General features: G+C 70.7%; 13 protein-coding genes. 8 read left to right on the top strand and 5 right to left on the bottom strand.

Annotation, left to right across the window (positions count from 1 at the left end; all coding sequences use genetic code 11):
* Window positions 1-92: 92 nt before the first annotated feature.
* From L6E10_RS17535 to L6E10_RS17520, 4 genes are read right to left on the bottom strand one after another with little or no spacing between them, the layout of a single operon-like run.
* Window positions 93-695 (bottom strand): response regulator transcription factor, encoded by a 603-nt coding sequence (locus L6E10_RS17535; protein WP_236220570.1) that lies wholly within the window; start codon window positions 693-695, stop codon window positions 93-95.
* Window positions 692-1,747, bottom strand: a complete 1,056-nt coding sequence (locus L6E10_RS17530) for a sensor histidine kinase (protein WP_236220569.1) — start codon at window positions 1,745-1,747, stop codon at window positions 692-694. The genes L6E10_RS17535 and L6E10_RS17530 overlap by 4 nt, the downstream gene beginning before the upstream one ends.
* Window positions 1,726-2,541 (bottom strand): ABC transporter permease, encoded by an 816-nt coding sequence (locus tag L6E10_RS17525; protein ID WP_236220568.1) that lies wholly within the window; start codon window positions 2,539-2,541, stop codon window positions 1,726-1,728. Before L6E10_RS17525 ends, L6E10_RS17530 begins: the two co-directional genes overlap by 22 nt.
* Window positions 2,538-3,362 carry an ABC transporter ATP-binding protein gene (locus L6E10_RS17520; RefSeq protein ID WP_236220567.1) on the bottom strand — a complete coding sequence of 275 codons (825 nt, stop codon included), beginning with the start codon at window positions 3,360-3,362 and terminating at the stop codon, window positions 2,538-2,540. The genes L6E10_RS17525 and L6E10_RS17520 overlap by 4 nt, the downstream gene beginning before the upstream one ends.
* A gap of 144 nt (window positions 3,363-3,506) precedes the next feature.
* Between L6E10_RS17520 and L6E10_RS17515 the strand changes: the two genes are divergently transcribed.
* From L6E10_RS17515 to L6E10_RS17480, 8 genes are all read left to right on the top strand, one after another.
* A complete protein-coding gene (locus L6E10_RS17515) occupies window positions 3,507-4,106 on the top strand; it encodes an urease subunit gamma (RefSeq protein ID WP_236220566.1) in 600 nt (199 codons plus the stop codon).
* Window positions 4,103-5,785, top strand: coding sequence for an urease subunit alpha (locus L6E10_RS17510; RefSeq protein WP_236220565.1), 1,683 nt, complete (start codon window positions 4,103-4,105; stop codon window positions 5,783-5,785). Before L6E10_RS17515 ends, L6E10_RS17510 begins: the two co-directional genes overlap by 4 nt.
* Window positions 5,785-6,393, top strand: coding sequence for an urease accessory protein UreF (locus L6E10_RS17505; RefSeq protein WP_374236846.1), 609 nt, complete (start codon window positions 5,785-5,787; stop codon window positions 6,391-6,393). The genes L6E10_RS17510 and L6E10_RS17505 overlap by 1 nt, the downstream gene beginning before the upstream one ends.
* Complete coding sequence (ureG, locus tag L6E10_RS17500; protein ID WP_236220564.1) at window positions 6,356-7,018, top strand: urease accessory protein UreG; 663 nt, start codon at window positions 6,356-6,358, stop codon at window positions 7,016-7,018. Before L6E10_RS17505 ends, ureG begins: the two co-directional genes overlap by 38 nt.
* Window positions 7,015-7,716 carry an urease accessory protein UreD gene (locus tag L6E10_RS17495; protein WP_236220563.1) on the top strand — a complete coding sequence of 234 codons (702 nt, stop codon included), beginning with the start codon at window positions 7,015-7,017 and terminating at the stop codon, window positions 7,714-7,716. Before ureG ends, L6E10_RS17495 begins: the two co-directional genes overlap by 4 nt.
* 156 nt (window positions 7,717-7,872) lie before the next feature.
* On the top strand, window positions 7,873-8,529 hold the full coding sequence (pdxH, locus tag L6E10_RS17490) for a pyridoxamine 5'-phosphate oxidase (protein WP_236220562.1): 657 nt from the start codon (window positions 7,873-7,875) through the stop codon (window positions 8,527-8,529).
* 697 nt (window positions 8,530-9,226) lie between these two features.
* Entirely contained in the window at window positions 9,227-11,161 is a 1,935-nt protein-coding gene (asnB, locus tag L6E10_RS17485; protein ID WP_236220561.1) for an asparagine synthase (glutamine-hydrolyzing), read from the top strand.
* A gap of 69 nt (window positions 11,162-11,230) precedes the next feature.
* Window positions 11,231-12,484, top strand: coding sequence for an MFS transporter (locus L6E10_RS17480; protein WP_236220560.1), 1,254 nt, complete (start codon window positions 11,231-11,233; stop codon window positions 12,482-12,484).
* Here L6E10_RS17480 and L6E10_RS17475 read toward each other — a convergent pair.
* On the bottom strand, window positions 12,468-13,262 hold the full coding sequence (locus tag L6E10_RS17475; RefSeq protein ID WP_236220559.1) for a hypothetical protein: 795 nt from the start codon (window positions 13,260-13,262) through the stop codon (window positions 12,468-12,470). The genes L6E10_RS17480 and L6E10_RS17475 overlap by 17 nt on opposite strands.
* Between the last annotated feature and the right edge of the window lie 79 nt (window positions 13,263-13,341).

Genomic DNA, 13,341 nt, shown 5'->3' with positions numbered 1-13,341 from the left:
TCGTTCTCCAGTTCGTCGGGGAGCGGCACTCGAATGGCCGCCCTGGTGACGAGTCATTTCACCGGAGTGCAGTAGTCCGCCGCGTCAGGGCGTCACCGCAGCATGCCTCGACCCATCGCCGTCGTCACCGCCGCCGTCCGGTCCGACACCCCCAGCTTGTTGAACACCCGCAGCAGGTGGGTCTTCACCGTCGCCTCCGAGATGAACAGCGCCCGCCCGATCTCGACGTTGGACAACCCCTTCGCGACCAGCCTCAACACCTCGGCCTCCCGGGCCGACAACGGCGGCGTCCGCACCTGCCCGACCACCCTCGCCACCATCGAGGGAGCGAGCACGGTCTCGCCGCGCGCGGCGGCCCGGATGGCCGCGATCAGGTCCTCGGTCGTCGAGTCCTTCAGCAGATATCCGGACGCACCGGCCTCCACCGCGCGGAGGATGTCCGAATCGGTCTCGTACGTCGTCAGCACCAGCACCCGCGGCCCGGTTCCGACGATCCGGGCGGTCGCGGCCACACCGTCCATTTCGGGCATCCGCAGGTCCATCAGCACGACGTCCGGCTTCAGAGCGGCCGCCGAGGTGATCGCCTCCTGCCCGGACCCGGCGTCGCCGACCACCTCCAGGTCGTCGGCCACGAGCATCCCCCGCAGGCCCTGGCGCACCACCGGGTGGTCGTCCACCAGCAGAACCCTGATCACAGCGGCACCTCCACCAGCACTGACGCGCCCTCGTCCGAGGACAGCGACAGCGTCCCACCCACCTGTTCGAGCCGGGCGCGCATCCCCCGCAGGCCGAAGCCCTCCGGGGCGTCGCCGAAGCCGCGGCCGTCGTCGCGCACCTCCAGGGAGACACCGTCCTCGTCGAACCTCATCACGACGTCGACCCGCGAGGCGCCGGAGTGGCGGGCGACGTTGGTCAGCGCCTCCTGCACGGTCCGCAGCAGCACCACCTCGGCCGAGGTCGCCAGCGGCCGGGCGTCGCCGATCACCCTGAAGGTGGACGGCAGCGCCGCGCCGGACACCAGGCGCCGCAACGCGTCCTCCAGCGACGAACCGTCCAAGGGCGACGGTGAGTTCGACGCGACCAGGGCCCGTGCCTCGCGGAGGTTCTCCCGCGCGGTCGCCAACGCCAGCTCGACGTTCGGCTGCGCGCCCTGCAGCAGCGTGATGATCGACGTGTAGCCCTGCGCCAGCGTGTCGTGGATCTCGGCCGCCCAGCGCGCCCGTTCGGTCTCGAGCGTCAGCGCCTCGATGCGTTCGAGCAGCTCACCGCGTTGCTCGTTCTGCTGCGCTATCCGGCTCACCGCCCAGCCGAACGCCTGGGAGAAGCCGACGATCAGCAGTGCGCCGGGCCAGGGCAGCGCCGGGTCGGCGCCGGCCAGCCAGGTCAGCAGCTGCGGGGTGAAGACGAAGACGACCATCGGGAAGAACGCCCAGGCCACCGGCATCATCATGTAGATCTGCGGCACGAGTCCGAACAGCGCGAACGTGGCGTTGCCGGTCAGCCAGACCGCCGGGGCCCAGAGGGCCAGCGAGCCGGCCGCGTAGACGAGGCCGCGCCAGTCCTCGATCCCGTCCCTCATGAGCCGCAGGCCGTACCCGACGAACCACACTGAGTTCAGGACGAGCAACCCCACCGCCGACAGCCGGTCGGCGAGGGGGTTGGCGTCCACCAGGATCAGCGCGATGGTGGTGACCTGGGTGAGTCCGAACAGCACGTACCAGGTCGTCAGCGGCTGGTGTTGCTCCACCTGAAGGTCCTGCCGACGAGCACGAGGCCCACGACGCTCCACGCCCCGAGCACCAGCGCGGTCTTGCCCAGCTCCCATGATCCCGCCGCCTCCATGACCGCGTAGCCCTCTTCCAGTGCGAACACCGAGCGGAAACCCTGGCACACCCACTTGAGCGGGAAGAGCGAACCCACCGTGCGCAGCGACTCCGGCAGAGCCGTCTGCATGATGAACACGCCGCTGAGGAACTGCAGCACGATGTACGGCAGGTTCAGCACCCCGGCGGCGTTGCGGGTGGACTTCGCGATCCCGCTCAGCACCACACCGATCAGCGAGCAGGCGACGACGCCGAGGGTGAAGACCCAGGCGAACGTCAGCCACTTCCCGGCGCTGGCCGGCAGTTCCAGGTCGAAGCGCAGCACACCGACCGCGACCAGCAGCACGGCCTCGAAGAGGCTCGACACGAAGACCAGGACGATCTTGCCGATGAAGTAGGACGTGAACGGCATCGGGGTGCCGCGCAGCCGTTTGAGCGTGCCGTCCTCGCGGTCGGCCACGACGCTCATGCCCAGTCCGACGAACGACGTCGAGATGATGCCGGCGCCGATCATGCTGGCCGCGAACATCTGCGCGGCGGCGACCTCCTTCACGTACACGGTGCCGAGCAGCAGCATCAGGATCGCCGGCAGCGAGATCGTGAAGATGAGGTTTTCCTTCTGCCGGAAGAACTCCCGCAGCTCGGTCCCGCCCCTCGCGAGACCGAGGGCGAGGGTCGAGGGCAGAGCGGCCGCCCCGGACGCGACAGCGGTGGTCATCCGATCAGCTCCAGGTAGACGTCTTCCAGCGACGGGCGGGTGACGGTCAGCTCGGCCAGCTCGCCGTGCCGGGACAGGTCGGCGATGACCTTGGTGGGCTCGTGCGTGAGGACTTCGCGGTAGCCGCCGTCGGACAGCCACCGGACGGTGGCGTCGGCGTGCGCGCGGCCGCCGAGCGTCTGCGGGGTGCCCTCGGCGACGATCCGTCCCCCGGCGAGCACGGCCACGCGGTCGGCGAGCGCCTCGGCCTCGTCGAGGTAGTGCGTGGTCAGCAGGATCGTGGTGCCCTCGGCGGCCAGCCGTGTGACGAGCCCCCAGAACTGCCGGCGCGCCTCGGGGTCGAAGCCCGTGGTCGGCTCGTCGAGGAACACGAGCTCGGGGCGGCCGATGATGCCGAGCGCCACGTCGAGCCGTCGCCGCTGCCCGCCGGACAACGTGCCGGCGCGCGACTTCGCCTTCTCGGTGAGCCCGACGAGGTCGATGACCTCCTCCGGGTCACGCGGGTCGCCGTAGTACCCGGCGTAGTGGTGCACGGCCTCGCGCACCGTGAGCGTCGCCGCGTCCGTCGCGCTCTGCAGGACGATGCCGAGCTTCGAGCGCCACTCCCGGCCGCCCCTGGCCGGGTCGACCCCCAGCACGCTGACCTCGCCCCCGTCGCGGTCGCGGTGCCCCTCCAGGATCTCGACGCTCGTGGTCTTGCCGGCCCCGTTCGGGCCGAGCACGGCGAACACCTCGCCGCGAGCGACGTCGAGGTCCACCCCCGCCACCGCCTGGTGGCCCTTGTAGGCCTTCGTCAGGCCCCTCACCCGGATCGCGTTCATGCCGTGAATCCTGCGGTCGCGGACCCCTCTCGCGGGACGACCGCACCGCTGACCCCGGTTGTCAACCGGTCGGTGGACACGCGGTCGTGTTTCGGCCTTGTTTCCACTCCGGGATGGCGCGCTTCCGCGTGCTAGAACGGCGAAGTGCATCTGACGCCGCATGAACGCGACAAGCTGCTCGTGCACGTCGCCGCCGACGTCGCCCGTCGCCGGCTCGAACGCGGCGTGCTGCTCAACTACCCCGAGGCCGTCGCGCTGATCACCGACCACGTGCTGGAGGGCGCGCGGGACGGGCGCACGGTCAGCGAGCTCATGGAGAGCGGCAGGACGGTGCTCGCGCCGGAGCAGGTCATGCGGGGCGTGCCGGAGATGATCGACTCGGTGCAGGTGGAGGCGACGTTCCCGGACGGCACGAAGCTCGTCACCGTGCACCACCCGATCGCGCCGTCCGCCGGTCCGGCGCCGGGGGAGGTGGTCGTCGGCGCCGAGCCGGTCGAGCTCAACCCCGGCCGGCCGCGCGTGACGATGGTCGTCGTGAACACCGCCGACCGGCCCGTCCAGGTCGGGTCGCACTTCCACTTCGCCTCGGTCAACACGGGGCTCGAGTTCGACCGCGAGGCCGCGTTCGGCTACCGGCTCGACATCCCGGCGGGCACCGCCGTGCGGTTCGAGCCCGGCGTCGAACGCGAGGTGGTGCTGGTTCCGCTGGCAGGCTCGAGGATCGTCCGGGGGTTGCAGCGATGATCGACCGAGAGCGCTACGCCGACCTGCTGGGGCCGACGACCGGCGACCGCATCCGGCTCGCCGACACCGACCTGTTCATCGAGGTCACCGAGGACCGCTCGCGCGGCGCCGCCTCGGGCGACGAGGTGGTCTTCGGCGGCGGCAAGGTGGTCCGCGAGTCGATGGGGCAGGGGATCGCGACCCGTGCCGAGGGCGCTCCCGACCTGGTCATCACCGGTGCGGTGGTCCTCGACCACTGGGGCGTCGTCAAGGCCGACGTCGGCGTGCGGGACGGGCGGATCGTCGCGATCGGCAAGGCGGGCAACCCGGACACGATGGACGGAGTGCACCCGGACCTGGTGATCGGCCCGTCGACGGAGGTCCTGTCCGGCAACGGCAAGATCCTCACGGCGGGCGGCATCGACTGCCACGTCCACTTCATCTGCCCGCAGATCGTCGACGAGGCGCTCGCGTCCGGGCTCACAACGCTGATCGGCGGCGGCACCGGCCCGGCGGAGGGCACGAAGGCCACGACCGTCACGCCGGGAGCCTGGTACCTCGACCGCATGCTGACGGCGATGGACCACATGCCGGTCAACGTGTTGTTGCTGGGCAAGGGGAACACCGTCTCGGAGGAGGGCCTGCGGGAACAGCTCGCGGGCGGCGCGGGCGGGTTCAAGCTGCACGAGGACTGGGGCACCACGCCCGCCGCGATCGACGCCTGCCTGCGGATCGCGGACGAGTCGGGTGTGCAGGTCGCGATCCACACGGACACGTTGAACGAGGCGGGCTTCCTGGAGTCCACTGTGGACGCCATCGGCGGCCGGTCGATCAACGCCTACCACTCCGAGGGCGCCGGCGGCGGGCACGCGCCGGACATCATCCGGGTCGTCTCGCTGCCCAACGTGCTGCCGTCGTCGACGAACCCGACCCGCCCGCACACCGTCAACACGCTCGAGGAACACCTCGACATGCTGATGGTCTGCCACCACCTCAACCCGTCCGTGCCGGAGGACCTGGCGTTCGCGGAGTCGCGGATCAGGCCGACCACGATCGCGGCCGAGGACCTGCTGCACGACCTGGGCGCGATCTCGATGATCTCGTCCGACTCGCAGGCGATGGGCCGCGTCGGCGAGGTGGTCATCCGGACCTGGCAGACCGCGCACGTGATGTCGTCGCGCCGGTCGCTGGACGAGAACCTGCGGGCGCGGCGGTACGTCGCCAAGTACACGATCAACCCCGCGCTGGCGCACGGGATCGCGGACGAGGTCGGGTCCGTGGAGGTCGGCAAGCTCGCCGACCTCGTGCTGTGGGAGCCCAAGTTCTTCGGCGTGCGGCCGTCGGTGGTGCTCAAGGGCGGCTTCATCGCCTGGGGCGCGATGGGGGACGCGAACGCCTCGATCCCGACGCCCCAGCCCGTCTGGGCGCGGCCGATGTTCGGTGCCACGGCCGGTGCGGCCTCGTCGGTGTTCTTCGTGGCACCGGAGGCCGTCGAGGCCGGGATCGCGGACCGGTACGCGCGGCGGGTCCTGCCGGTGTCGTCGACGCGGTCGGTCACCAAGGCGGACATGGTGCTCAACGACGCGATGCCGGACGTCCGCGTCGATCCGGACAGCTTCGCCGTGCACGTCGACGGATCGCTGGTCGAGCCCTCGCCGGTCGCGGAACTGCCGATGGCGCAGCGGTACTTCCTGTTCTGATGCTGACCGCGCTGATCCTCGCCGACTCCCGCTTCCCCGGCGGAGGCCACGTGCACTCCGGCGGCTTGGAGGAGGCCGCCGCGCGCGGTCTGGTGCACGACGAACCGTCGCTGCGGTCCTTCCTGCACGGCCGGCTGCTCGGCGCGGGCCTGCTGGCGGCGGGGTTCGCCGCCGCGGCGGCGCGGGGTGAGGACCTGGCCGGGCTGGACGCGGAGCTGGACGCCCGCACACCTTCGCCCGCCCAGCGCGAGGCGTCACGGGCGCAGGGGCGCGGGATGCTGCGGGCCGCCCGCCGGGCCTGGCCCTCCGAGCGCCTGGACGCGCTGCCGCGCGACCCGCACCAGCCGCTGGTGATCGGCGTGCTGGTCGGTGAGCCGTTCGAAGCCGCTCTGACGTGCGCTTACCTGGCCGTGAGCGGGCCCGCGTCGGCGGCGGTGCGGCTGCTGGGGCTCGATCCGTTCGGGGTGAACGCGATCGTGGCCGCGCTGCCCGTGCAGGACGTCGCTTCGCGGGCCTGCAAGGAGCTGCCCGCGCTGGGGTCGCCTGCCCTGGATCTTCTGGCAGAAGCACATGCACGACGAGAAGGGGTGCGTCTCTTTGGGAGCTAATCACGGGCCCGACCCGCACGACCACCACCACGGAGCCGCGCCGCGCATCGGCATCGGCGGCCCGGTCGGCAGCGGCAAGACCGCGCTGACCGCGGCGCTGTGCCGCGCGCTGGGCTCGCAGCTGGAGCTGGCGGTCGTCACCAACGACATCTACACGACCGAGGACGCGGACTTCCTGCGTCGCGCCGGCGTGCTCGACCCGTCGCGCATCGAGGCCGTGCAGACGGGCTGCTGCCCGCACACCGCGATCCGCGACGACATCACCGCGAACCTCGACGCCGTGGAGCGCCTGGAACACCGGTTCGCCAAGCTGGACCTGGTGATCATCGAGAGCGGCGGCGACAACCTGACCGCGGTGTTCTCGCGCGGCCTGGTGGACCGGCAGATCTTCGTCGTCGACGTGGCGGGCGGCGACAAGGTGCCGCGCAAGGGCGGCCCCGGCGTCACGACCGCGGACCTGCTCGTCATCAACAAGACCGACCTCGCCCCGTTCGTCGGCGCGGACCTGGACGTCATGATCTCCGACGCGCACCGGATGCGCGGGGAGCTGCCCGTCATCGCGCAGTCGCTCGTCGAGACCCCGGACGCGCCCGAGGTCGCGAAGTGGGTGCTGGCCCAGCTGTGAAGGCGTCGGCACGGTTGGTCGTCACGCTGGACTCGCACGGCAACAGCGTCGTGCGGGTCCTCCGGTCCATGACACCGTTGACACTGGTGCCGCACCGCCGCGTGGGCCCGGTTGCGCTGGTGCACCTGGTCTCCTCGGTGACGGCACCGCTGGGCGGCGATTCGTTGTCCCTGACCGTCGAAGTCGGTCCCGGGGCCTCGCTCGAGCTTCGAGGTGTCGCGGCGACGCTGTTGCTGCCCGGAACGTCCGGTGCGGCGTCCTCGTCCTCGGTGCGCTTCCTGATCGGGGGAACGTTGTCGTACCGGCCGGAGCCGACGGTCGTGACGGCCCGCGCGCACCACACCGCCGGGGTGGAGGCCGAATTGGACAGTCACGCAGAGTTGCGAACTCGGGAGGTCCTGGTGCTGGGCCGAACCGGCGAGCCCGCCGGCTCGCTGTCCACGTCGGTGCGCGCGACCCGGTGCGGAAAGCCGTTGTTGCACCAGCAGCTCGTCGTCGGCGACTCCCTTGTCGACTCCTCGCCCGCCGGCCTCGCGGGCAAGCGCGTCATCGGCACCGACCTGCACCTGGACGCGAAGGCGCGCCCCGCGGGCGGCGGAGAGTGGTGGAGCGTCGTTCCGTTGGCAGCAGGCGGAACCCTCGCCACCGCACTGGGTGAGGACGTGGTCACCGTCACACGTGTGCTCGATGCCATCTGACTCGATCACGGACTCGATCCAGAACTGTTCTTTGCACGGACAGTCACCGTTCGGGTGGTGGTCATCACCACGCAGGCGGTTTCGGGATCCGTTCGCCGTGCGTATGGTCGCGGGTCCAGGGACCACGAGTTCTGCCCGCCGCTTGGAGGTTCGCCGATGACGGAGACCACGAACATCGCGCTACCGGCGATGCGCGTGTCCTACGAGCAGGGCTCGCTCAGCGAGTCGGAGCTTGCCGCCACCTGGCACGAACAGCTCCAGCTGTGGCTCGACCAGGCCACGGGAGCCGGCCTGCCGGAGCCCAACGCGATGGTGCTCGCCACCACCGACACCAAGGGCCGCCCGTCGTCGCGCACGGTGCTGGCCAAGGGTCTCGACGCCCGAGGACTCGTGTTCTTCACGAACTACACGTCCAACAAGTCGCACGACCTGATGGCCACCCGCTACGCCTCGGCCACGTTCCCGTGGTTCGCGATGCAGCGCCAGGCCCACGTGCGCGGCACCGTGGAGAAGGTCGGCCCGGTGGAGACCGCCGAGTACTGGAACTCGCGCCCGCGCGGCTCCCAGATCGGCGCCTGGGCCTCGCCGCAGTCCCGAGTGGTCACCGGAAGGTCCACTTTGGATTCCGCGCTGCACAAGATCGAGCGCCAGTTCGCGGACACCGAGAAGATCCCGGTGCCGCCGCACTGGGGCGGGTGGCGGGTCCGGCCAGAGGAGGTCGAGTTCTGGCAGGGGCGGCGGGACCGGATGCACGACCGGCTGCGGTTCCGGCTGGGCCGGGACGGGTGGCAGCTGGAGCGGGTCGCTCCGTAGGTTCGGCTGGAGCTTTTGCGATGGGGCGCTTCCTGTGGGCGGGAGGCGCCCCTTTTGCTCTTCGCCCTTTGCTCTTCGCGGCTTGCTCGTCGCGGCCGGTCAGGGTCGGCGGCCAGGTGGGCCGCCTTCGGCTTCGCCCTGTTTTCGCGGCTTCTTCGCGGCGTGACGGCTCGCCTTCGGCTTCGCGTCGGAATTGTCAGACCCGCTGAGTACGTTCGGTCGCGGGGGACCCGAAGTCGAAGGGGACCCCTGCGTCAGCGTGCGCAGCCGCGGCCACCGCCTGGTTGGTGAGCTCCGCTGCCGTCGGCAGCCGCTGCCGCCACCCGTACCCCGAGCCGTACCGCCGAGCACCCGGCCCCACGACGCTGGCGCGATCACGCCGGTCCAGCCACCACGGCCCACCGCCACAGCCCGCCACGCCGGTCCTACCACCGCGGTCCTGCCACGGCCCACGACCGCAGCCCCCGCCACACCGGCCCCTGCCAGGGCCCCGCCGCCACCGGCCCCGCCACACCGGCCCAAGACCGCGCCCCCACCACCACGGTCACCGCTCGTCCGCGCCGCCCCGGCCGTGCCCGGCGCCACCCCTCCGGAACCCGACCCGGCCCCCAGGCGTCCTTCGGGTGGCGCGAATGTCCGATCCCAGCTTCGGCATACTGGGATTTCAGCAACAGCTAGCTACGAGGTGCGATTTCACGTGTGCGGAGTGCTCGGACTCATCTGTTCCACCGAAGCCGCCGCGGCCTCGGCGCGCGGCTCCGTGGCCGCAGCACTGCGCTGCCAGCGGCACCGCGGTCCCGACGAGCAGGACACGTGGGCCGATGCCGAGGTCGTCTACGGGTTCAACCGGCTCGGCTTCATCGACCTGGAGCACTCCCACCAGCCGTTGGTGTGGGGGCCGCCGGAGAACCCGACGCGGTACACGCTGAACTTCAACGGCGAGATCTACAACTACAAGGAGCTGCGGGCCGAGCTGGCCATGCACTTCGGCGCGCACTTCAAGACCAAGGGCGACGGTGAGGCCATCGTCGTCGGGTACCACTACCTCGGGGCCGACTGGGTCAAGCGGCTGCGCGGGATGTTCGCGTTCATGATCTGGGACGCGCAGGAGCGCGTGGTGTTCGGGGCGCGGGACCCGTTCGGGATCAAGCCGCTGTACTGGGCGAGCGGTCCCGGTGGGGTGGCGTTCTCGTCGGAGAAGAAGAGCCTGCTGCAGCTGACCGGTGTGCTCGGGATCAGCCAGGAACTGGACCAGACGGCGTTGCAGCACTACCTGGTGCTGCAGTACGTGCCGGAGCCCGAGTCGCTGCACAAGGCGGTCCGGCGGGTGGAGTCCGGCACGTCGTTCAAGGTCAGCCCGGGTGGGCAGGTGCTGTTCAACCGGTACTTCAAGCCCGTGTTCTCGCCGCGGCCGGTGAACGGGGCGCACGAGGCCGAGGCGCTGCACGAGCGCATCGCCGAGGTCATGCGCGACTCGGTGGCCAAGCACATGATCTCCGACCCGGACGTCACGGTCGGGGCGTTCCTGTCGGGTGGCATCGACTCGACGGCCACGGCGACGCTGGCCAAGTTGCACAACCCGAACCTCATCGCGTTCACCAGCGGTTTCGACCGCCAGGGGTACTCGGAGGTGGACGTCGCCGCGGAGACCGCGGCGGCTATCGGGGTGCGGCACGTCGTGAGGACCGTGTCGCCCGAAGAGATGATGGAAGAGCTGCCGCTGATCCTCTGGTACCTCGACGACCCCGTGGCGGACCCGGCGTTGGTGCCGTTGTACTTCATCGCCAAAGAGGCGCGTAAGTACGTGAAGGCGGTCCTCTCGGGCGAGGGCGCGGACGAGCTGTTCGGCGGCTACGTGATCTACCACGAGCCGTTGTCGCTGGCGCCGTTCGAGAAGGTGCCGGGCGGCGTGCGCAAGCTGATGGGCGCGGTGTCGAAGTCCATTCCGGAGGGTGTCCGCGGCAAGGACCTGCTGCGGCGCGGCTCGCTCAAGCTGGAGGAGCGCTACTACGGCAACGCGCGCAACTTCAGCGACGCGCAGGTGCGGGCGGTGTTCCCCGGTTACCGGGAGGGCATCGGCTTCCAGGACGTCACGGCGCCCTGGTACCGCGAGTCGGAGGACTGGGACCCGGTCGCGCGCATGCAGCACATCGACCTCTTCACGTGGCTGCGCGGCGACATCCTCGTCAAGGCCGACAAGGTGACGATGGCCAACTCCATCGAGCTGCGGGTGCCGTTCCTCGACCCCGAGGTCTTCAAGGTCGCGGCCGAGGTGTCGCTCGACCAGAAGCTCACCGAGGGCACGACCAAGTACGCGCTGCGCAAGGCGCTGGCGAAGATCATCCCGGCGCACGTGCTGAACCGGCCGAAGCTCGGCTTCCCGGTGCCGATCCGGCACTGGCTGCGCGCCGAGATGTACGACTGGGCACGCGGGATCATCAACGACTCGCAGACCGGCCACCTGCTCGACAAGAACGCCGTGCTCGACCTGCTCGCCGAGCACAGGTCGGAGCAGTTCGACCGCAGCCGGCAGCTCTGGAGCCTGCTGTGCTTCATGATCTGGCACGGGATCTTCGTCGAGGGCCGGATCAGCCCGAAGGTGCCGGAGCCGGTGTACCCGGTGCGCCTCTAGCCGAGTGGTCTTGGTGACATCTCCACGTGAAGGAGTTGTTAGTTGTCATAGGCTAACGATGTGGCCACCGTGGGGAGAAGCGCGCGTTCGACGTTCGTGATCGACACCCGTCCGTTGAAGATCGTCGCGTATCGGCGGTTGTGGCTCTCCACGATCGTGACGGCGGTGGGCTCCCAGCTCACCGCCGTCGCCGTTCCCAAGCAGGTCTACGACCTCACCGGCTCGTCGGCGTGGGTCGGCATCGCCGCCGGTGTCGCGCTCGTCCCGCTGCTCGTCTTCGGGCTCTGGGGTGGTGCGATCGCGGACACCGTCGACCGCCGGAAGCTGATGCTCGTCACCAACGCCGGCATCGCCGTCTCGTCGGTGCTGCTCTGGGTGCAGGCGGCGCTGGGCGTCGGATCGGTGTGGCTCGTCATCGCGTTGCTCGGCCTGCAGCAGGTGTTCTTCGCGGCCAACGCCCCGGCGCGTTCGGCGGCGATCGCGAGGCTCGTGCCGGCGGAGCTGCTGCCGTCCGCGGGGGCCCTCGGTTCGACGGTCATGCAGTTCGGCGCGGTGCTCGGGCCGTTGCTCGCGGGTGCGTTCATGCCGGTCGTCGGGCTTTCGACGCTCTACCTCGTGGACGCGATCGCGCTCACCGTCACGGTCTACGCGGTGTGGAAGCTGCCCGCGATGCCCCCGCTGGACGGGGTGGTCCGCCGCGCGGGCCTGAGGGACGTGCTCGACGGGTTCGTCTACCTGTGGGCGCAGAAGGTGCTCATGGCGAGCATGCTGCTCGACATCATCGCGATGGTGTTCGGCATGCCGCGGGCGCTGTTCCCGGAGATGGCGCAGCACACGTTCGGCGACCCGGCGGGCGGTGGGTTCGCGCTCGGCGTGCTGTTCGCGGCGATCCCGGTCGGCGCGGTGATCTGCGGGCTGACGTCCGGGTGGATCTCGAACATCAACCGGCACGGCGTCGCGCTGACGCTGGCCGTGGTGGGCTGGGGCCTCGCGGTCACCGGCTTCGGCCTCGCGGGCTCGCTGTGGGTCGCGGCGGCGTTCCTGGCGCTCGCCGGTGCGGCGGACATGGTGTCGATGGCGTTCCGGGGCGCGATCCTGCAGTCGGCCGCGACCGACGAGATGCGCGGGCGGATGCAGGGCGTCTTCATCGTCGTCGTGGCGGGAGGCCCGCGTGTCGCGGACCTGCTGCACGGCACGGGTGGCGCGGCTGTCGGCACAGCGGCGGCCGTGTCCGTCGGTGGCCTGCTGGTGGTCGTGGCGTCGGTCGCCATGGTCGCCCTGATGCCGGCGATCTGGCGTTACCGCGTCAACTCCGCGGACTGATCTCGGCCGGGCCCGGCGCGGTGATCTCCGCTCCGGTCCCCCAGTCGGAGAAGCGGGCCTCGTCGACGATCCGCGCACCCTGGAACTGCGTGTAGAACGCGATGCGGACCGGCAGACCGGCGCCGTCGAGCTCGATCTCCCCGGTCGATCCCGCGACCTGCTGGTCGAGGGCGAGCTCGAGCTCGGTGCGCAGGCCCTCGTCGGTGAGGGCGTCGTGGGCCTTCCGGTAGTCGACCGCGATCGAGTACCGGGTGTTCCCGCCGACCTGCGCCGTCAGCTCCAGCTCGCCGCCGGCCTTGATCACCGGCAGGTGGTAGGTGGTGAAGGCGGCCTGCTGGAAGACGACGTCGTGGAACCCGAGCAGCGTCGTGGTGAAGTCGTCGTCGACCCTGCGGTCGAGCCGCACCCACGGCTTCTCGGCGGGCAGCCCGAACAGCGCGGCCGGCAGCTTCACGAACGCGGCGTCCTTCGCGGTCGAGACGAGCCGCAGCTCCACCGCGTCACCGCCGGACCGCACGGGACGGGTGGTCGTCGCGTCCATGCCCGGCACCTCACCGCCCAGCCGCACGGTGCCGTTCGACGGGTACCGCACGCCGCCCCCGGTCGCCGGCGGCGCGATGGTGAAGCGGTACGCGCCCTTCTCGGCGACGGACTTCTCCACCGCGGCCACCAGGCTCTTCACGTCGCGGTGCAGCGGAGCGTCCTCATCCGCGGGTCCGGACGAGGAGCAGGCGGTCAGCGCCAAGGCGGCGATGATCGCTGTTGCCGCGAGTCTCATCGTCCGATTGTTACACCGATCGGGTGAGGTCAGCGTCCGTTCTCGCAGGTGACCCGGCAAACGTGCAGAATCTTCGGGC

The sequence above is a fragment of the Lentzea sp. CC55 genome (assembly GCF_021056325.1).
GTDB lineage: Bacteria > Actinomycetota > Actinomycetes > Mycobacteriales > Pseudonocardiaceae > Lentzea > Lentzea jiangxiensis.
This window is presented reverse-complemented; position numbering and strand designations above follow the sequence as displayed.